This is a genomic window from Jatrophihabitans sp. sgz311053 (genome assembly GCF_056135305.1).
Genome location: NZ_JBWAXP010000002.1, coordinates 315,495 through 333,682, shown reverse-complemented (window position 1 = coordinate 333,682; position 18,188 = coordinate 315,495). Strand labels below are relative to the sequence as shown.

The 18,188-nt window shown below is 70.9% G+C and carries 16 protein-coding genes; 14 read left to right on the top strand and 2 right to left on the bottom strand.

What is annotated here, in order from left to right:
• Nucleotides 1–43 precede the first annotated feature (43 nt).
• From AC0NZQ_RS10560 to AC0NZQ_RS10525, 8 genes are all read left to right on the top strand, one after another.
• The gene (locus tag AC0NZQ_RS10560; protein ID WP_474529776.1) at nucleotides 44–1,540 is read left to right on the top strand and encodes a CoA-acylating methylmalonate-semialdehyde dehydrogenase; all 1,497 of its coding nucleotides are present in this window, start codon (nucleotides 44–46) and stop codon (nucleotides 1,538–1,540) included.
• A gap of 78 nt (nucleotides 1,541–1,618) precedes the next feature.
• A complete protein-coding gene (locus AC0NZQ_RS10555; protein ID WP_474529775.1) occupies nucleotides 1,619–2,986 on the top strand; it encodes an aminotransferase class III-fold pyridoxal phosphate-dependent enzyme in 1,368 nt (455 codons plus the stop codon).
• A gap of 308 nt (nucleotides 2,987–3,294) precedes the next feature.
• Nucleotides 3,295–4,323 carry an isopenicillin N synthase family dioxygenase gene (locus AC0NZQ_RS10550; protein ID WP_474529774.1) on the top strand — a complete coding sequence of 343 codons (1,029 nt, stop codon included), beginning with the start codon at nucleotides 3,295–3,297 and terminating at the stop codon, nucleotides 4,321–4,323.
• The gene (locus AC0NZQ_RS10545) at nucleotides 4,316–4,612 is read left to right on the top strand and encodes a 2Fe-2S iron-sulfur cluster-binding protein (RefSeq protein WP_474529773.1); all 297 of its coding nucleotides are present in this window, start codon (nucleotides 4,316–4,318) and stop codon (nucleotides 4,610–4,612) included. Before AC0NZQ_RS10550 ends, AC0NZQ_RS10545 begins: the two co-directional genes overlap by 8 nt.
• Nucleotides 4,609–6,129 (top strand): sugar ABC transporter ATP-binding protein, encoded by a 1,521-nt coding sequence (locus AC0NZQ_RS10540; protein ID WP_474529772.1) that lies wholly within the window; start codon nucleotides 4,609–4,611, stop codon nucleotides 6,127–6,129. Before AC0NZQ_RS10545 ends, AC0NZQ_RS10540 begins: the two co-directional genes overlap by 4 nt.
• A complete protein-coding gene (locus tag AC0NZQ_RS10535) occupies nucleotides 6,126–7,247 on the top strand; it encodes an ABC transporter permease (RefSeq protein WP_474529770.1) in 1,122 nt (373 codons plus the stop codon). The genes AC0NZQ_RS10540 and AC0NZQ_RS10535 overlap by 4 nt, the downstream gene beginning before the upstream one ends.
• Before the next feature lie 87 nt (nucleotides 7,248–7,334).
• Nucleotides 7,335–8,396 carry a sugar ABC transporter substrate-binding protein gene (locus tag AC0NZQ_RS10530; protein ID WP_474529769.1) on the top strand — a complete coding sequence of 354 codons (1,062 nt, stop codon included), beginning with the start codon at nucleotides 7,335–7,337 and terminating at the stop codon, nucleotides 8,394–8,396.
• 2 nt (nucleotides 8,397–8,398) lie between these two features.
• Nucleotides 8,399–8,821, top strand: coding sequence for a VOC family protein (locus AC0NZQ_RS10525; protein WP_474529767.1), 423 nt, complete (start codon nucleotides 8,399–8,401; stop codon nucleotides 8,819–8,821).
• 16 nt (nucleotides 8,822–8,837) lie between these two features.
• Here the strand turns inward: AC0NZQ_RS10525 and AC0NZQ_RS10520 are convergent, their stop codons facing one another.
• Nucleotides 8,838–9,848: an isopenicillin N synthase family dioxygenase gene (locus AC0NZQ_RS10520; RefSeq protein WP_474529766.1), complete on the bottom strand. Its 1,011-nt coding sequence runs from the start codon at nucleotides 9,846–9,848 to the stop codon at nucleotides 8,838–8,840.
• A gap of 38 nt (nucleotides 9,849–9,886) precedes the next feature.
• On the opposite strand from AC0NZQ_RS10520, the gene AC0NZQ_RS10515 reads away from it, so the two are divergent.
• The 6 genes from AC0NZQ_RS10515 to AC0NZQ_RS10490 all read left to right on the top strand — a co-directional run bounded on the left by AC0NZQ_RS10515 (nucleotide 9,887) and on the right by AC0NZQ_RS10490 (nucleotide 16,905).
• A complete protein-coding gene (locus AC0NZQ_RS10515) occupies nucleotides 9,887–11,473 on the top strand; it encodes a PucR family transcriptional regulator (RefSeq protein WP_474529765.1) in 1,587 nt (528 codons plus the stop codon).
• 57 nt (nucleotides 11,474–11,530) lie between these two features.
• The gene (locus AC0NZQ_RS10510) at nucleotides 11,531–12,379 is read left to right on the top strand and encodes a nitrilase-related carbon-nitrogen hydrolase (protein WP_474529764.1); all 849 of its coding nucleotides are present in this window, start codon (nucleotides 11,531–11,533) and stop codon (nucleotides 12,377–12,379) included.
• A 91-nt stretch (nucleotides 12,380–12,470) separates the two neighbouring features.
• Nucleotides 12,471–13,889, top strand: a complete 1,419-nt coding sequence (gene hydA / locus AC0NZQ_RS10505) for a dihydropyrimidinase (RefSeq protein WP_474529763.1) — start codon at nucleotides 12,471–12,473, stop codon at nucleotides 13,887–13,889.
• Nucleotides 13,890–13,902: 13 nt separating this feature from the next.
• Nucleotides 13,903–14,934, top strand: coding sequence for a TIGR03842 family LLM class F420-dependent oxidoreductase (locus AC0NZQ_RS10500; protein WP_474529762.1), 1,032 nt, complete (start codon nucleotides 13,903–13,905; stop codon nucleotides 14,932–14,934).
• A gap of 28 nt (nucleotides 14,935–14,962) precedes the next feature.
• A complete protein-coding gene (locus AC0NZQ_RS10495; protein WP_474529761.1) occupies nucleotides 14,963–16,087 on the top strand; it encodes a hypothetical protein in 1,125 nt (374 codons plus the stop codon).
• 128 nt (nucleotides 16,088–16,215) lie between these two features.
• Entirely contained in the window at nucleotides 16,216–16,905 is a 690-nt protein-coding gene (locus tag AC0NZQ_RS10490) for a hypothetical protein (protein ID WP_474529759.1), read from the top strand.
• Here AC0NZQ_RS10490 and AC0NZQ_RS10485 read toward each other — a convergent pair.
• Nucleotides 16,902–18,140 (bottom strand): phophatidylserine decarboxylase associated domain-containing protein, encoded by a 1,239-nt coding sequence (locus tag AC0NZQ_RS10485; protein ID WP_474529758.1) that lies wholly within the window; start codon nucleotides 18,138–18,140, stop codon nucleotides 16,902–16,904. The genes AC0NZQ_RS10490 and AC0NZQ_RS10485 overlap by 4 nt on opposite strands.
• Nucleotides 18,141–18,188 lie beyond the last annotated feature (48 nt).

Genomic DNA, 18,188 nt, shown 5'->3' with positions numbered 1-18,188 from the left:
AGTGCAGGTGTCGCCTCCGGTGCTCGCGGCCTACCGTGGCGCCATGGACCGCATCTCGCACTGGATCGACGGCCGTCTCGTCGACGGCACCTCGGGCCGTACCGGCCCCGTCTACAACCCGGCCACCGGCCTGCAGAGTGGCGAGGTCGACCTCGCCTCGGTCGCCGAGCTGGATCGCGCCGTCGCCAGCGCGAAGGCCGCCGCACAGCAGTGGCGTTCGGCGTCGCTCTCCACCCGCGCAGCGGTGCTCTTCGCCTTCCGCGAGCAGCTGCACAACCGGGCCGACGAGCTGGCCAAGATCATCACCGCCGAGCACGGCAAGGTGCTCTCCGACGCCCACGGCGAGATCGCCCGCGCGCTGGAGAACGTCGAGTTCGCCTGCGGCGTCCCCGAGCTGCTCAAGGGTGGCTACAGCGAGCAGGCGGCCTCCGGGGTCGATGTCTACTCGATCCGCCAGCCGCTGGGCGTGGTCGCCGGCATCACGCCCTTCAACTTCCCCGCCATGGTCCCGCTCTGGATGGCCGCCAACGCCATCGCCTGCGGCAACGCTTTCGTCCTCAAGCCGTCGGAGAAGGACCCGTCGTCCTCGCTGTGGCTGGCCGAGACGTGGAAGCGCGCGGGACTGCCGGACGGCGTCTTCACCGTCCTGCAGGGTGACAAGGAGGCCGTGGACGGCCTGCTCGCCCACCCGGACGTCGCCGCGGTGAGCTTCGTCGGCTCCACTCCGATCGCGCGCTACATCTACGAGACCGGCACCGCGCACGGCAAGCGGGTGCAGGCCCTGGGCGGGGCGAAGAACCACATGGTGGTGCTGCCCGACGCCGACATCGACCTCGCCGCCGACGCCGCCGTCTCCGCCGCCTACGGCGCGGCCGGTGAGCGCTGCATGTCGATCTCGGTCGCGGTGGCCGTCGGCGAGGCGGGCGACAAGCTCGTCGACGCCATCGCCGCCCGGCTGCCGAAGCTGCGCATCGGTGACGGCGCCGACGCCGACACCGACATGGGTCCGCTCATCACCGCCGAGCACCGTGACAAGGTGGCCGGCTACATCGCCGCCGGCGAGTCCTCCGGCGCCACGGTGGTCGTCGACGGCCGCCCCGAGCAGGGCGCCGAGGTCCCATCCGACGGCTTCTTCCTCGGCACCACCCTGCTCGACCACGTCACGCGCGACATGAGCGTCTACACCGACGAGATCTTCGGCCCGGTGCTCTCGGTGGTCCGCGCCGAGACCTACGACGAGGCGCTGGCGCTGGTCAACTCGCACCAGTTCGCCAACGGCACCGCGATCTTCACCCGTGACGGCGGCGCTGCCCGGCGCTTCCAGTTCGACGTCGAGGTCGGCATGGTCGGCATCAACGTGCCGATCCCCGTCCCGGTGGCGTACTACAGCTTCGGCGGCTGGAAGGGCTCGCTCTTCGGCGACACCCACATGTACGGGCCCGAGGGCATCAACTTCTACACCCGTGGCAAGGTCGTCACGTCCCGCTGGCCGGACCCGGCCACCTCCACCGTCGACCTCGGCTTCCCCCGCACCCGCTAACCCCCCACCCCCCACACGGTTTTGGCGGCAGACGCTCGTATGCGAGCGTCTGCCGCCAAAACCGGAGGTAGGAGAGACATGAGCAATCCCCTGGCCGGACTTCCCACCACCGACGCGCGCATCCGCGAGCTGGACAAGGCGCACGTCTTCCATTCCTGGTCGGCGCAGAAGCTCATCGATCCGCTGCCGATCGCGAGCGCGGAGGGGTCGTACTTCACCGATTACGACGGCACGCGCTACCTGGACTTCAGCAGCCAGCTGATCAACGCCAACATCGGCTACAACCACCCGCGCCTGGTCGAGGCGATCCGCGAGTACGCCGGGAAGCTGACCACGATCGCGCCGACGTTCGCCAACGACGCACGCAGCGAGGCGGCCCGGCTCATCGCCGAGATCGCCCCCGGTGACCTGAACCGCGTCTTCTTCACCAACGGCGGTGCCGAAGCGGTGGAGAACGCGATCCGGATGGCCAAGCTGCACACCGGCCGCGGCAAGGTGCTCGCCGCCTACCGCAGCTATCACGGCGCCACCGCCGCCGCGATCAGCGCCACCGGCGACCCGCGCCGCTGGGGTGCCGAGCCGGCCTTCCCGGGCGTCGTCCACTTCTGGGGCCCCTACCCGTACCGGTCGGCGTTCCACAGCGAGACGCCCGAGCAGGAGTGCGAGCGCGCGCTGCAGCACCTGCGCGACACGCTGATGGTCGAGGGCGCCCACACCATCGCGGCGATCATCCTCGAGACCGTCGTGGGGACCAACGGCATCCTGGTGCCGCCGGAGGGGTATCTCGCCGGCGTCCGCGCCATCTGCGACGAGTTCGGCATCCTCTACATCGCCGACGAGGTCATGGCCGGCTTCGGCCGCTGCGGCGAGTGGTTCGCCGTCAACCACTGGGACGTCGCGCCTGACCTCATCACCTTCGCCAAGGGCGTCAACTCCGGTTACGTGCCGCTCGGCGGTGTCGTGATCAGTGAGCGCGTGGCGCAGACCTTCGACGAGCGTCCGTTCCCCGGTGGCCTCACCTACTCCGGCCACCCGCTGGCCTGCGCGTCGGCGGTGGCCTCCATCGAGATCTTTAAGGACGAGGGCATCGTCGAGCACGCGCGCGCCCTCGGCGCCGACGTCATCGGGCCGGAGCTGGCCAAGATCGCCGAGCGGCACCCGTCCGTCGGCGAGGTGCGCGGGCTGGGCGTCTTCTGGGCCGTCGAGCTCGTCAAGGACGCCGCGACGCACGAGCCGCTGGTGCCGTACAACGCCTCCGGTGCGGCTGCCAAGCCGATGAACGACTTCGCCGCCGCCTGCAAGAAGCTCGGACTCTGGCCGATGGTCCACTTCAACCGCACCCACGTGGTGCCGCCGTGCACCATCACCGAGGCCGAGGTCCGTGAGGGCCTCTCGCTGCTCGACGAGGCCCTCGAGGTCGCCGACGGCTACTACGAGGGCGGCTGACTACCCCTCGGAACAACCCGCAGCGGGGCGGACGACCGGAGACGGTCGTCCGCCCCGACGCATTTCTGTCGCTCGAACATGATCGTGCCGAGGGTCCTCACGACGACCTGACACCGCACCTTCCGGACGTCTCGCCGAGGGTCGTCACAGCCGCGAGTCGACGCGTTTCCGCCGCATTTCCGATGTGCAGGGTGCCCTGTCGGGCCCGGCAGGTCGGTGCACCCGCGGCGTTGTGAACCCCCGTCCGGCGGACCGATGCTCGGGACCTGCAGGCGCCGATCACGGCGCGGGTCACGAGGAGGTCCGTCATGAGCTCGACGAGCATCGTTCCGGTCATCGACATCAGCGCGCTGGCCGGCGACGACGCCGACCGCGCCCGCGTCGTCGCCGAGATCGATCACGCCTGCCGCGAGATCGGGTTCTTCCAGATCACCGGCCACGGCGTCCCGGACGAGCTCATCGAGCGCATGTACCGCGTCTCGCGTGCCTTCTTCGACGGCCCGATGAGCGCCAAGCGCGCGGTGGCGCAGCCCAACCCCGAGACGATCCGCGGTTACTGCGCGGTGGGCGAGCAGTCCTTCGCCTACTCCGAGGACGTGGAGACCCCGCCCGACCTGCACGAGAAGTACGACGTGGGCCCGGTCGACTTCCCCGCCGACGACCCGTACTACGCCCCCGAGAACGCCGGCGCGCACTTCCTGCCCAACCAGTGGCCGGCGACACCGGCCGAGATGGAGCAGATCTGGACCGAGTACTTCCGCGCCCTGAACGATCTCTGCCGCCGGCTGATGTCGGCCTTCGCCTCCGCCCTCGACCTGCCGGCCGACTTCTTCGCCGACAAGATCGACAAGGACATCAGCATGCTGCGGGCCATCAACTACCCGCACACCGGTATCGCCCCGCTGCCGGGCCAGATGCGGGCCGGCGCGCACACCGACTACGGCAGCCTCACCATCGTCCGGCAGGAGGCGGCGCCGGGCGGGCTGCAGGTCTTCACCAAGGACGGCGACTGGGTGCCGGTCCCCGTCGTGCCGGGTGCGCTCGTCGTCAACCTCGGCGACCTCATGGCGCAGTGGACCAACGACGCCTGGACCTCCACCCGGCACCGCGTCGCGAACCCGCCGGCCGGCAGTGGCGACACCCGCCGCATGTCGCTGGTGTTCTTCCACCAGCCCAACTACGACGCCGTCATCGAGTGCCTGCCCAGCTGCGTGGCCGAGGGCGAGCAGCCGAAGTACGCGCCGACGACCTCCGGCGAGCACCTGATCAGCAAGTTCGTGAAGACGATCAGCGGCACGCCCGCCACCGGGCTGGCGGCGGCGGTCCAGGGTGCCTGACCCCGCACCGGCACCCCCGGCCACCTTCGACGTGACCCTCGTGCAGAGCCGCCGCCGGATCCGGGTCGGCGCCGACCAGACGATCCTGGAGGCCATCGAGGAGCTCGGCACCGTGACGGTCGACTTCTTCTGCCGGCGCGGCGACTGCGGCACCTGCGTGCAGCACGTCGTCGCCGGCGAGCCGGACCACCGCGACACCGTGCTCAGCGACCGGGCTAAGCGGGCCGGCAAGCGCATCGCCATCTGCGTCAGCCGCTCGCGGACACCCGTGCTGGAGCTGGACCTGTGAGCGGTGAGACGGCCCCGACCCTGGACGCGGCAGGAGTCGGCATGGCCTTTCCCGGCGTGCGGGCCCTCACCGGTGTCGACCTCCGGATCGCCCCCGGTGAGGTCCACGCGCTGCTGGGTGAGAACGGTGCCGGCAAGTCCACCCTCATCAAGATCGTCACCGGCGCCCTCAAGCCGCACACCGGCACCGTCCACATCGCCGGTCAGGAGCTCAAGACCTTCACCCCCGCGGCCGCCCAGCGGCTCGGGGTGCGGGTGGTCCACCAGGAGCGGCAGATCGCGGCGGATCTCTCCGTGGCGCAGAACGTGCTGCTGGCCGACCTCCCCGGCCGCGGTGGCCTGGTGACCGCCCGACAGCTCCGCGACCGTGCCCAGCAGGAGCTCGATCGCCTCGGCATCGCCATCGACGCCCGCAGCCGCGCCGGGGACCTCAGCCCTGCCGAACAGCAGCTGGTCGAGCTGGCCCGCGCCGTCCACCGCCGCTCCAAGCTCGTCGTCATGGACGAGCCCACGGCGTCGCTGCGTCCGGCGGAGGTGGCGACCCTCTTCCGCGTCGTCGCCGGCCTGCGCGCGGCCGGGACGTCGCTGCTCTACATCTCCCACCACCTGCAGGAGGTCTTCGAGATCGCCGACTCGGCCACGGTCCTGCGCAACGGCCAGCGGGTCGGCCGCTTCACCGTGGCCGAGACGACCACCGAGGAGCTGGTCACCGCCATGTTCGACCGGGACGTCGCGCACGCCCGGCTGCCCCGCGCCGCGGCCGGCACGACCACCGTCGCGCTCAGCGCGCGCGGCGTCACCTGCCCGCCCGTCCTCGGGCCGACTGACCTCGACGTCCGCCGCGGCGAAGTGCTGATGCTCTGCGGTGCGGCCGGTTCGGGTGCCCCCGAGCTCGCCGCGGCCCTCGCCGGGGCGAGTCCGGCCGCCCGCGGGACGGTGACCGTCACCGACCCCGCGGGAGCGCAGCGGCGCGTCCGCCACCGAGCCCCCGCGGCGGCTGCCGGCATCGGGTACGTCCCGGCCGACCGCAAGGCCGACGGCCTGCTGCTGGAACGACCCATCTCGGAGAACCTGCTCCTCTCGCGTCGCGGTCCCCGCACCTGGTGGCACCGTCCCGGCACGGCGCGGCGGACCAGCCGCGAGGCGCTGGCCGCCGGCGCGGTCAAGGCCGAGGACCCGCGACGCGCCGTCACCACCCTCAGCGGCGGCAACCAGCAGCGGGTGATCCTGTCGCGCTGGCTGCTCGCCGGCAGCCACGTCCTCGTCCTCGACCAGCCCACCGCCGGCGTGGACGTCGCCGCCAAGTTCGAGATCTACCGGCAGCTGCTCGCCCTGGCCGCCGACGGTCTCGCCGTCGTCGCCGTCTCCAGCGACTACGAGGAGATCTCCTGCCTGGCCGACCGCGTCCTGGTGATGCGGGAGGGCCGGATCGTTGCCGAGCTGGCCGGTGACGACGCGAGCCCCGAGCGGCTCTGGACGCTCGAGACCACCGCCGACCCGACGGGAACCCTGGTATGACCGACGCCCTGACCTCGAAGTCCACCCCGACGGCGGAGCCGTTGCCGTCGACCGCGACCCGGCCGGCGCCGCCAGCCACCACCGTCCGGCGTCACTCCCCGACGCAGACCTTCGTCCGGACGGCGCTGCCGCTCGTCCTGGCGGTCGTCGTGCTGAGCCTGTACTCCAACTCGCGCAACGACGCCTTCCTCACTTTCGACAACTTCGGCAACATCCTGGCCCAGGTCTCGGTGCTGGGGATCCTCGCCGCGGGGCAGACGTTCCTCATCATCGGCGGGCAGCTGGATCTCTCCGTCGGCAGCGTGGTGTCCTTCGTCGCCGTCGTCGCCGCCAAGCTCTTCGGCGCCGGATGGAGCACGCCGGCCGTCATCGTCGTCGGCCTGGCGATCGGGACCGGCGTCGGCCTGGTCTGGGGACTGGTGACGGCGTTCCTGCGCGTCCCGCCCTTCATCCTGACCCTCGGCGGGCTGAGCGTCTTCTCCTCGCTGGCGCTCGCCCTGGCCGACAACCGCCCGGTGAGCGTGGAGAGCGGGCTAGAGACGCTGGGTTTCGGCGAGTGGCTCGGGCTGCGGGCACCAGCCGTCACGCTGCTCGCCGTCCTGCTCGTCACCGGTCTGCTGTTGCACTTCAGCCGCTTCGGCCGCAATGTCTTCGCCCTCGGCGCGTCGTCGCAGGCCTCCTACCTGGCGGGCCTGCCGACACGGCGGATCACCGTCGAGGTGTTCATGCTCAACGGCCTGCTGGCGGGTCTGGCCGGACTGGTGATGATGGCCCGGCTCGCCTCCGGCGATCCGAACTCCGGCGACGGGCTCGAGCTCAACACCATCGCCGTCACCGTCCTCGGCGGTGCCGCGCTGATCGGCGGTCGCGGCACCATGATCGGCACCTTCCTCGGGACCCTGGTCTACGGCACGGTGAGTGCCTCGCTGACCTTCCTGCAGGTACCCGGCGCCTACCAGAGCCTCGTCTCCGGCGGGATCCTGATCTTCGCCGTCGTCGCCACCTCGGTGGCCGATCTGCGGTCGGGGCGGGTGCGCACCGGCTACGGCGCCGCCCTCGCCGCCCGGTTGACGCAGGTCGTCACGCGCCGGACCCCGGCCCCACCGCCTGCCCGCTGAGCCGTTCCCGCTCGTCGCCGTGGCAGCGTCGCCCGGTTCACCGTCCGTCCCGCTGCCCTGTCGCCGCACCCACCCGAGGAGCTGTCCATGACCCCTGTATCCCGCCCGCTGCCCTATCCCCGCCGCGGCGTCGACCGCCGCGCCTTCCTGCGCGGCTCCGCCGCCACCGCCGGCTTCCTCAGCCTCGGCTCGCTGCTGGCCGCCTGTGGCAGTGACAGCTCCGGCGCCGGCAGCAGCGGTGGCTCCGGCGGCCCCGGCGCCGGCAAGACGATCGGCATCTCGCTCAACGGCATCAACGCCTACTCCGGCTACGTGGCCGAGGGCGTGCAGAAGGCGCTGGCCGGCACCAGCTACAAGGTGCTCGGTGTCCAGAACGACTTCGACACCAAGAACGAGCTCTCCAACATCCAGAACCTGCTGACGCAGGGCATCGAGGGCTTGATCGTCCTGCCCGCCGACGCCACCACCATCGGCAAGGCGGCCAAGCTCTGCAAGCAGCAGGGCGTCGCCGTCGGCAACGCGCTGTGGCCGGGCAAGTCCAGCGCGGACGACAACTACACCGGTGTCGCCGACCTGGACTCGGTCGAGGGCGGGAAGCTGATCGGCGAGTTCCTCAAGAAGAACGCCAAGCCCGGCAAGGTGATCGTCGTCCAGGGCATCGTCGGTCAGGGCTTCTCCGAGAAGATCGACGAGGGCCTGAATTCCGCGCTGGCCTCCAGCGGCTTCGAGGTCGTCGTCCGCGAGCAGGGCTTCTTCGACCGCAACAAGGCGACCACCATCGTCGAGACCGGCCTGCAGGCGCACCCGGACACCACGGCGGTCGTCGCGTACTCCGCGTCGATGAGCGACGGCATCGCCTCGTACCTGAAATCGCGCAAGATCAGCAGCCTCACCCACGTCTCCAGCGACGCCGACGACGAGCTGATCAACACCTGGCTGGGGACTCCGTACCTCGCCGCCGACCGCTACTACTCCGCGGCGCAGACCGGCCTGGTCGTGGCGCAGGCGGTGCGCGCGAAGCTGGAGGGCGGCAAGCCGATCTTCGACAACCCCATCTCGCAGGCCATGATCACCAAGTCCAACGCCGCCGCGGTCATCGCCAAGGACCCGTACCGCTACAAGCAGTACGCCGGCAAGGTGAAGTTCTGATCATGACCGCGCCGACCCTCTCCTTCGCCAGCGTGCTGGCGACCGACATGATCTCGCTGTCGGGCTTCTACCGGGATGTCTTCGGGCTGCCGGAGGTCGAGTCGCTGACCTCCGAGCACTTCCGGGGGCTGCAGGTGGGTGACACGGTGCTCGGCTTCAGCGCCGCGAGCACCGCCTACGATCTGCTCGAGCTCCCCCGCCCCCGCAGCAGCGGGGACCGGCGTCCCGTCTACGGCTTCCTCACCTTCGAAGTCGCCGACGAGGCCGCGGTGGCGACGCATCTGGAGCGCGCCGTGCAGGCGGGGGCGGCGGTGGTCCAGGCACCACACCGCACCTACTACGGGGCGTGGCAGGCCGTCGCCCTCGACCCCGAGGAGAACGCCTTCCGGATCAACCACCTGCCCGAGCTCCACCCGGCGGCCTGATCCCACCATGCCCGCCTCACCGGAGCCGTTCGTCGCGCCAGCGTCCGAAGGTCGTCTGCCGGACGTACTTCTGCCGCAGGTGATCCCCTGCGGTGAGGACGGGTTCCTGCGCGACCCAGTCACGGCCCCGGAACGGCGGCAGAATGTCGACGTGGACGTCGTAATCGGGCTCCTGGTAGAAGGCGAAGGCCAGGCGAGTGCTGTCGGCCGCGACGCTGCGCTGCGGATTGATCACGCGGTGCAGCGTCGCGGGCCACTCATCGGCGGTCCACTCGGCGATGAGGTCGCCGCACCACGCCACCAGCCGTCCCGGTGTGGTGGCCACCGGCGTCCACTCGCCGCTGCGGTCCAGGATCTGCAGGCCGCCCGGCGCGTCCTCGGCGGTGGCGATGGTGAAGGCGCCGTAGTCGCTGTGCGCACCGGCCCGCAGCTGCCCGCCCAGCGGCGCCTCCCACTGCCGCGGGTAGTAGAGCGCCCGCAGCATGCTGATCGGCCGTGCGAAACTCAGCTCGGGGGCGTCCGGAGCGAGGCCCCACGCCTGCGCGGCGAGCCGGACGAGCAGCTGTCCCAGCCGGTCCATGTGGTCGTAGTAGGCCTCCCACACCGCCCGGAAACCTGCGGGGGCCGCCGGCCAGCGGTTCGCGGCAAGATGGGGTCCGCTGCGCGCGGGGTCGCGGTAGTCCGCGTCGCCGACGTCCGCTGCCGGCCCGATGTCGAACTTCTCCTTCAGGTCGGCCGCCGACTCCTCGTCCAGGGAGTACGCGAGCCCCTCGCTGCCGTAGGCCGACCAGCCCCGCACCTGATCGGGGGCGGGTTGGGCCACGAGCCCCTTCTCGCTGTCGGGAAGGGCGAAGAACTCTCGCGTGGCGGCGAAGAGCTCGCTCACCAGCGCCTCCGGGACGCCGTGGCCGGTCAGCTCCACGACGCCGTGCCGCCGGCACGCCGAGTCCAGGCGCGCGGCCTCGGCCTGCGCGCGGTCGGCATCGTCGGCGACACCGGCAAGATCGATGACGGGGAGGTGGGGCACGCGCTCCATTCTCAACGACCCGGGCAGCCGGTGGCGGCGTGAACCATGACATCGCCGAGGTCGCCGAACGGGTCGGGCTGCAGATGCTCACGACCCCTCCCCCGCTGACGGTCACCGGCGCCTTCCTGGTGGCCGCGACCGGACAGTCGACCACCGGCCCGGTCGGGACCGGCGCGCTGCCGGTGCTGACCTGGCCCGGCGCGGACGTCTCGCAGCCGCTGGATCTCGTGCTGGCGCGGCTGCGACACCTGCACCGATCCAGCGCCGTGGCGGTGGCGGCCTCCCCGTCCGGGGCGCTGCCACCGCGGGCCACGCTGGCCGCGGTGGCCGACTCCGGCGTGGGCCTGCTCTGGACCTCGCAGAGCACGGCCGACGAGATCGTCACCGCGGTCCAGGCCGTCGTCGCCGAGACGCCGCCGCCGCGGCCGGCCGCCTCGGACGATCCCGCGGCCCTCGTGGCCACCGTCCTGCGCAGCGCGGCCGGGACCGCCGTCCCCGACGAGCAGGCCGGGGAGCAGACCGACGAGCCCCGCGACACCCACGATCTGCATTCGCTGGCCCGCCGGCTGGCCGAGGTCCTGGACGCTGCCGTCACGGTCCGCGGCATGGCCGGTGAGGTGCTGGCCGTGGGGCTGCGGCCGGGGACCGACGCGCTCCCGTCCGAGGACGAGCCGGCGACCGCGCAGCGACCGCTGCGCCACGGGGACACCACCATCGGCACGGTCGAGCTGCGCGCCCCCGGTCCGCTGCCCGCTGCCGCCGCCACGGCGCTGGAGCTGCTGCTGCCCGTCCTCGTCCTCGCCGCCCGGGTCCGGACGGCCGAGCGCTCCCAGGCCGAGCCCGCGCAGGCGCAGCTCGCCATGATCCTGGGCGACGACCTGCAGGCGCGCGAGACGGCGCTGCGCCGGAGCCGGCGACTGCGGCTCTTCCCGAACCGCCGGATGGTCGTGCTGGTCGTCGAGCCCTTCGCGCAGCCGCTCGGCCGTCGCGGCCTGGTCCGCCTCGGCGAGCAGCTCGGCACACCGCTCAACGCCGCTGATCCCGCCGCGACGCTCATCGCCTTCGAGGGCGGCCTGGTCCTGCTGGTGAGCGCGCACCTCGACGTCGATGCCCTCATCCGCACGTTCCGCCGCAGCGCCGCCCTCCCGCTCTCGGTCGGCGCCAGCCGCGCTCTCGCCGAGATCCGCAGCCTGCCGGGGGCCTATCGCGAGGCCGCCCGCGCCGCCACCATCGGACGCCGCCTCGGCGCGGCCAACCAGGTGACCCGCTACGACGAGCTGGGCCTGCTGAGCCTGCTCTACCAGCTGCCCGAGCACGAGCGTCGCGCGTACGTCGGCGAGGTGCTGGGCCCGGTGGGTGGACCCGGCCCGGAGGCCGCCGAGCAGCGCCGGATCGTGCGCACGCTGCACGCCACCAACGGCAACCTCGCCGAGGCGGCCCGGTTGCTCTTCGTCCACCGCAACACCCTGCGCAGCCGGGTGGCGCGGCTGGAGACGGTGCTCGGGCCGTTCGTCGACGATCCGGACCGTCGCGCCGCCGTCTTCGTGGCGATGGAGCTGCACCGCCTCGACGACGACGGCGACGACACGACCAACGTCCCTCTGTCGGGACGACACGGTGTTTGACAGAGTCAGGGCGTGGCGGACTCGGGTCCGCCCCGCATCACAGAGCAGGAGGAGCGCATGACGACCATCAGAGCTGCGATCTCGCAGACGACCTGGACCGGCGACAAGGAGTCCATGCTCGACCGGCACGAGCAGTTCGCGCGGGAGGCGGCGGAGCAGGGCGCGCAGGTCATGTGCTTCCAGGAGCTCTTCTACGGCCCGTACTTCGGCATCACCCAGGACCAGAAGTACTACCGCTACGCCGAGCCCGCCGACGGTCCGATCGTGCAGCGCTTCGCCGCGCTGGCCAAGGAACTCGGCCAGGTCATGATCCTGCCGATCTACGAGGAGGACCAGACCGGCGTCTACTACAACACCACCGTCACGGTCGACGCCGACGGCACCATCCTCGGCAAGTACCGCAAGCACCACCTGCCGCACCTGGACCGGTTCTGGGAGAAGTTCTACTTCCGTCCCGGCAACCTCGGCTACCCCGTCTTCGACACCGCGGTCGGCAAGGTCGGCACCTACATCTGCTACGACCGGCACTTCCCCGAAGGCTGGCGCGAGCTCGGCCTGGCCGGCGCGCACATCGTCTTCAACCCCAACGCCACCAAGCCCGGACTGTCGAACCGGCTGTGGGAGGTGGAGGGCCCGTGCGCGGCCGTGGCGAACGGCTACTTCGTGCTGCAGCCCAACCGGGTCGGCCGCGAGGACAACGAGTACGGCGAGCTGGCCGTGGACTTCTACGGCACCAGCCAGGTGATCGACCCGCGCGGCAACTTCGTCGGCGAGCGGGGATCGGCGGAGAAGGAGGAGCTGCTCGTGCGTGACCTCGACATGGATCTCGTCCAGCAGATGCGCGACGACTGGCAGTTCTACCGGGACCGCCGTCCGGACTCCTACACGCAGATTGCACGCCCGTGATGAGCGCTCGCGCGAAGAACAACGTCACAGCCGGCGCAGCCGGATCGTCGACGATCCGTCCCGAGCGAAGCGAGCGGCCGGTGAGGAGTCGATGAGCCGGACCCTGGTAACCGGCGGGACGGTCGTCAGCGCGACCGGGTCGTCCCGCGCCGACGTGCTGATCGACGGCGAGACGATCGCGGCCGTGGTGTCGCCGGAGTTCGCGGCGACGATCACGGCCGAGAAGACGATCGACGCGACGGGCAAGTACGTCATCCCCGGCGGCATCGACGCACACACCCACATGGAGATGCCGTTCGGCGGCACCAACGCCTCGGACACCTTCGAGACCGGGTCTCGGGCTGCGGCGTGGGGCGGGACGACCACGATCGTCGACTTCGTGGTGCAGGCGCACGGCCAGCGAGTGCAGGACCAGGTCGCGCTCTGGCACGAGAAGGCCGGCGGCAACTGCGCCATCGACTACGGCTTCCACCAGATCATCGGGGAGGTGAACGACGAGTCGCTCAAGGCGATGGACGAGCTGATCGGCGAGGGCATCACCAGCTTCAAGCTCTTCATGGCCTACCCCGGCGTCTTCCTGTCCAGCGACGGCCAGATCGTGCAGGCGATGCAGGCCGCCGCCGGCAACGGCAGCCTGATCATGATGCACGCCGAGAACGGCTCGGCCATCGACGTCCTCGTGCAGCAGGCCCTCGAGCGCGGGGACGTGAACCCCTACTTCCACGGCGTGACCCGACCGTGGCAGGCCGAGCAGGAGGCGACCCACCGGGCGATCATGCTCGCCGACATCACCGGCGCGCCGCTCTACGTCGTCCACGTCAGCGCCAAGCAGGCCCTCGCCCGCATCGCCGAGGCCCGCAACGACGGCCGCAACGTCTTCGCCGAGACCTGCCCGCAGTACCTCTACCTGTCGCTGGAGGAGCAGCTGGGAGCCCGCGGCGAGCAGTGGGGCGACTTCGAGGGGGCGAAGTGGGTCTGCTCCACGCCGCTGCGCTCCCGGGCCGAGGGGCACCAGGACGAGCTGTGGAAGTACCTGCGCACCGGTGACGTCACCACCGTCAGCACCGACCACTGTCCGTTCTGCATGAAGGACCAGAAGGAGATGGGGATCGGCAACTTCGCCAAGATTCCCAACGGCATCGGCTCGGTCGAGCACCGCATGGACCTGCTCTTCCAGGGTGTCGTGGACGGCCGTATCAGCAAGGAGCGGTGGGTCGAGGCCTGCTGCACCACGCCGGCACGCATGTTCGGCCTCTACGGCAAGAAGGGCGTCATCGCCCCCGGCGCCGACGCCGACGTCGTGGTCTACGACCCGAACGGGCACACCTCCATCTCGGTCGACACGCACCACATGAACATGGACTACTCGGCGTGGGAGGGCTACGAGATCGACGGTCACGTCGACGTCGTCATCTCCCGCGGCACCGTCATCGTCGACGAGACCGGGTACGTGGGCCACAAGGGCCACGGCCAGTTCGTCAAGCGCGACCTGTCGCAGAACCTGATCTAAGGCGGATTCATCCATGGACTTCGGTGTCGTTCTGCAGAACGATCCCCCGGCCGCACGAGTGGTCGAGCTTGCCCGCCAGGCCGAGACGTACGGCTTCAGCCACGTCTGGACCTTCGACTCGCACCTGCTGTGGCAGGAGCCCTACGTCGTCTACAGCCGAATTCTCGCAGAGACGCGCAAAGTCACGGTCGGACCGATGGTCACCAACCCGGCCACCCGCGACTGGACCGTGACCGCCTCCCTCTTCGCCACGCTGAACGAGATGTACGGCAACCGGACGATCTGCGGCATCGGCCGGGGTGACTCCGCCGTGCGCGTGATCAACGGCGCGCCGGTGACCCTGAAGAACCTGCGCGAGTCGATCGAGGTGATCCGCGGGCTCGCGAACGGCGGGCAGGTCGACTACAAGGGCAACAAGCTGCAGTTCCCGTGGTCGGAGGGGTCCGAGCTGCCGGTCTGGGTCGCGGCCTACGGCCCCAAGGCGCTGGCCCTCACCGGCGAGGTGGCCGACGGCTTCATCCTGCAGCTGGCCGATCCGGCCATCATCGAGTGGTCGATCGCGGCAGTTCGGAAGGCGGCGGCCGACGCCGGGCGGGACCCCGACTCGGTCACCATCTGCGTCGCCGCACCCGCCTATGTCACCGACGGCACCCCGGAGCACCTGCAGCACGGCCGCGACCAGTGCCGCTGGTTCGGCGGCATGGTCGGCAACCACGTCGCCGACATCGTGGCGCGCTACGGCGCCGACGGTGCCGCCGTGCCGCCGGCGCTGAGCGAGTACATCGCCAACCGCAGCGGCTACGACTACAACTCGCACGGCAAGGCCGGCAACGCGCACACCGACTTCGTCCCGGACGAGGTCATCGATCGCTTCTGCCTCATCGGCCCCGTCGAGGCCCAGGTGGCCCGGCTCGAGGAGCTGCGTGCCCTCGGCGTGGACCAGTTCGCGCTGTACCTGCAGCACGACGCGAAGTCCGAGACGCTCGCCGCCTACGGCGACAAGGTCATGCCGGCGGTCAACGTCCGCAAGGCCGCCCGCACCTGACCGCTGCGGGTTGGGCATGCTGTGCGGCATGAGTGACACCGCCGCACGGTTGCTGGACGCCCAGGTCGACTGGGCCGTCGCCGAACTGACCGGGGACGGCCTGGTCGACCTGCTCGCCGACGACGTGGACGACCTGCTGCGGATCGGCGGCTCGGTGACGCTGGCCGACGTCGCCCATCCCGACGCGCTGAAGGGAATCGTCCGGCGGGGCGTCGCCAACGGTGTCGACAGCCCGCTGGTCGAGGCGCTGGTGGATCAGATGGCCGACGCCGTGTACACGCTGCCGGCCGCCGCCGACCACGAGCTCGGGGCCGTCGTCGCCCGCGAGCACGTCGACGCGCTGATCACCAAGCTGCTCTCCATGCGGCGGCTGCAGGACCGCGCCATGGACCGGTTGCTGGAGAGCCCCGCCGTCAGCGACATCGCGAACCGCTTCGTGGGGCGGCTAGTGGGCGACTTCGTCAACCAGAACCGCGAGCGGGTGGAGAAGCTGCCCGGCGCCAAGTCGATGATGAACATCGGTTTCGGCGCCGCCAAGAAGGCCAGGGGCATCGCGCAGAACACCTTCATCGGCGACGCCGCCGGCAAGGGCGCCCAGTTCGCCATGAAGCAGACCAACGCCGCCACCCGCGACCTGCTCCGCGACGCCCCGCTGCGCGAGGCCGCGCTGGAGCTGTGGGACCTGCAGGCTCGTGAGACCGTCGCCGCGCTGCGCGATTACGCCACCGCCAAGGACCTCCGTGAGCTCGCGCAGATCATCCGGGCGATCGTCGCCGACGCCCGCGAGACCGAGTACGTCGGCACGTTGATCGACGCCTGCGTCGACACGCTCTTCGACGAGCACGGCGCCACCCCGGTCACCACCCTGCTCGCCGACGTCGGTGTCGGCCGTGAGGAGCTGCTGGTGGCCCTGCGCGAGACCGCCCCGCACCTGCTCGCGACCCTGCGCGACAACGGCGAGCTGGCGCGCATCGTCCGCACCCGGCTCGCGCCCTTCTACGAGACCGCCGCCGTCCGCGAGATCTTGGGCGAGGACGCACCCGCCTCCCCCGCCCCCGCGAAGAAGACCCCTGCGAAGAAGTCGCCCGCCACCAAGGCTGCGGCGAAGAAGGCACCGGCCAAGAAGGCGCCGGGCGCCACGACCTCGGATTGATCCCTGACGGACGTCCGGGACCTTCGTCGCCGTGTCGTCCGCGCGAAGGTCGTCCCTTGCCGGACCATTCGTCCCCCGTGTCCGGCAGGTGCTGGCGGTCCGTCGATCGGCAGCACATGATCGCCGTCATGCGCCGCTCCCTCGCCGTCGTAGCCAGCACCGTCCTCATCGCCGCCGGGATGCAAGTCCTCGCGTCGACCACCGCGGGCGCCGCTGCGACCTGTACCTACCGGCCTGTCCTGCCCTCACGAGTAGTGGTGAACCAGAGCGTCGTGGGACTCCGGGTACCGCTGACGATCACGGGGCCGACCGCCTGCCACAGCACCGACAACATGAGCGTCTCGACGCACCTGGTCCACAGCACCGACGACCACCTGTTGTACTGGAGCACCAGTCAGCCGGCGTCCGAGAGCATCTATGCCTACAGCGTGTCGCCGGGCGTGTATCGCACGACGGCCAGCGACTGCTTGTCCTACGACGCCAACTTCAACCAGCTCAGCTGCAGCGTGACCGCCGCCGCGACGACGATCAAGTTTGCCGGCCGCGCCAGCCTCGTCGCGAAGCGGGCGGGCAAGAAAGTCACCCTGACCGCCAAGACCGCACGCTTCGAGTCGTTCAGCGGCAGCGCCGCCACCGCCACCCGCGTCTCGATCCAGCGGCTGTCGGGCAGCACGTGGAAGACGGTCAAGCGCGCCACGACGCGGGGCAAGCGGGGTTACTCCTGGACCTTCACCACGAAGGCCAAGGCACGCTATCGCGTCGTCGCCGCCGAGAACGCCCTCGCTTTCGGCGCCACCTCGCGTTCGGTCAAGCGCTAGCTCCGGGCGGTCGCCAGCCGGGAGTTCACCGGAACCACGCCGGCACCCGGCCGCGGGACCGCGTTGACGGCGATATCGGCGAGGACGCCGGGTCGGAAGACCAGGCAGTAGGTCGAGCCACCGAACTGGAAGTGGCCGAGTTCGTCACCCTTGGCCAGGTGCCGGCCGGGCTCGACACCGGGCGCGATGACGCATGACGACACGTCCGCCATGCCGATCTGGACGACCGCCATCCGTCCGATCGCGGGATCGTCGGCGTCGATGACGATCACTGCGCGGGTGGCGACGTGCGCGAGGTACCCCTGCGAGTTCTGTGGCTCGAAGGCGGCGGCGCCCTCGGCGTCGGCCTCGGAGTAGTAGGTGCCGGGAACGTTCCAGGCTCGGACCACCGTCCCCGCCACCGGGCTGTGCCAGCGGTGATAGTTGAGCGCGCTGAGGTACGCCTGGTAGACGGTGCCGCCGACGAAGTCGTCGACCGCCTCGTCACCGTCCAGCATGTCTCGTAGCGAATACGGCTGTCCCTTGATCCAGAACCGGTCGGTCGCGGCGACGTCGGTGGCCAGCCCGTAAGGCGTCGCCTCGCAGCTGGCCACGATCACCGCGTCGTCCGCCGGCTCGGCCACCGGCCGCTCGCCCGGCCGGAAGTGGCGGGTGAAGAAGTCGTTCCAGGACGCGAAGCCCCAGTGCTCGTCGTCCGGGTCGTGGACGAACTGCTCCATGCCGACGGCCTTGCGGGCCGACGACGACTTCCACCCGTGCTCGTCGTCGGTGAGGACGTAGCGCGACTCGGGGCTGTCGAGGAAGGCGCACCAGGCGGTGAGGATCTCGCGCAACGCGTCGTTGATGCGGCGGTCCCGGTACGCGGCGAACCCCGCCCGCGTGCCCATCGTCCAGTCCAGGACGGCCGCCAGCGGTGTCATCACCAGCGACTCGCTGTCGAACTCGGGCGCGCGGTGCAGCACCTCGTTCATCAGCGCCAGCAGCTGCGGCACATCGTCCACGTGGCGCTGGCTGTACGCCCGTGACCCGCCCGGCTCCTGCTCGATCATCTGGTGCACGTACATGCGCACGATCGGATCGGTGTCGATGAGATCGCGGAAGCGAGCGAGGGCCGGGTGCAACGGACGGTCGGTGTGGGCGTCGGCCCGCTCCCGTAGCTCGGCGAGCCACTGCTCCAGATCGTCCTGGCCGGGGAGCCAGCCCGCCTGCTGCCGCAACGTCGTCTTCTCGCTCACGCCTTCGACGTCCCCGGGATGCAGCGGTGGTGAACCCGACGACGGCCA

Coding starts and splice junctions, on each gene's coding strand:
- AC0NZQ_RS10560 (WP_474529776.1), top strand. CDS start 44: ATGGACCGCATCTCGCACTGGATCGACGGCCGTCTCGTCGACGGCACC.
- AC0NZQ_RS10555 (WP_474529775.1), top strand. CDS start 1,619: ATGAGCAATCCCCTGGCCGGACTTCCCACCACCGACGCGCGCATCCGC.
- AC0NZQ_RS10550 (WP_474529774.1), top strand. CDS start 3,295: ATGAGCTCGACGAGCATCGTTCCGGTCATCGACATCAGCGCGCTGGCC.
- AC0NZQ_RS10535 (WP_474529770.1), top strand. CDS start 6,126: ATGACCGACGCCCTGACCTCGAAGTCCACCCCGACGGCGGAGCCGTTG.
- AC0NZQ_RS10530 (WP_474529769.1), top strand. CDS start 7,335: ATGACCCCTGTATCCCGCCCGCTGCCCTATCCCCGCCGCGGCGTCGAC.
- AC0NZQ_RS10525 (WP_474529767.1), top strand. CDS start 8,399: ATGACCGCGCCGACCCTCTCCTTCGCCAGCGTGCTGGCGACCGACATG.
- AC0NZQ_RS10510 (WP_474529764.1), top strand. CDS start 11,531: ATGACGACCATCAGAGCTGCGATCTCGCAGACGACCTGGACCGGCGAC.
- hydA (WP_474529763.1), top strand. CDS start 12,471: ATGAGCCGGACCCTGGTAACCGGCGGGACGGTCGTCAGCGCGACCGGG.
- AC0NZQ_RS10500 (WP_474529762.1), top strand. CDS start 13,903: ATGGACTTCGGTGTCGTTCTGCAGAACGATCCCCCGGCCGCACGAGTG.
- AC0NZQ_RS10495 (WP_474529761.1), top strand. CDS start 14,963: ATGAGTGACACCGCCGCACGGTTGCTGGACGCCCAGGTCGACTGGGCC.
- AC0NZQ_RS10490 (WP_474529759.1), top strand. CDS start 16,216: ATGCGCCGCTCCCTCGCCGTCGTAGCCAGCACCGTCCTCATCGCCGCC.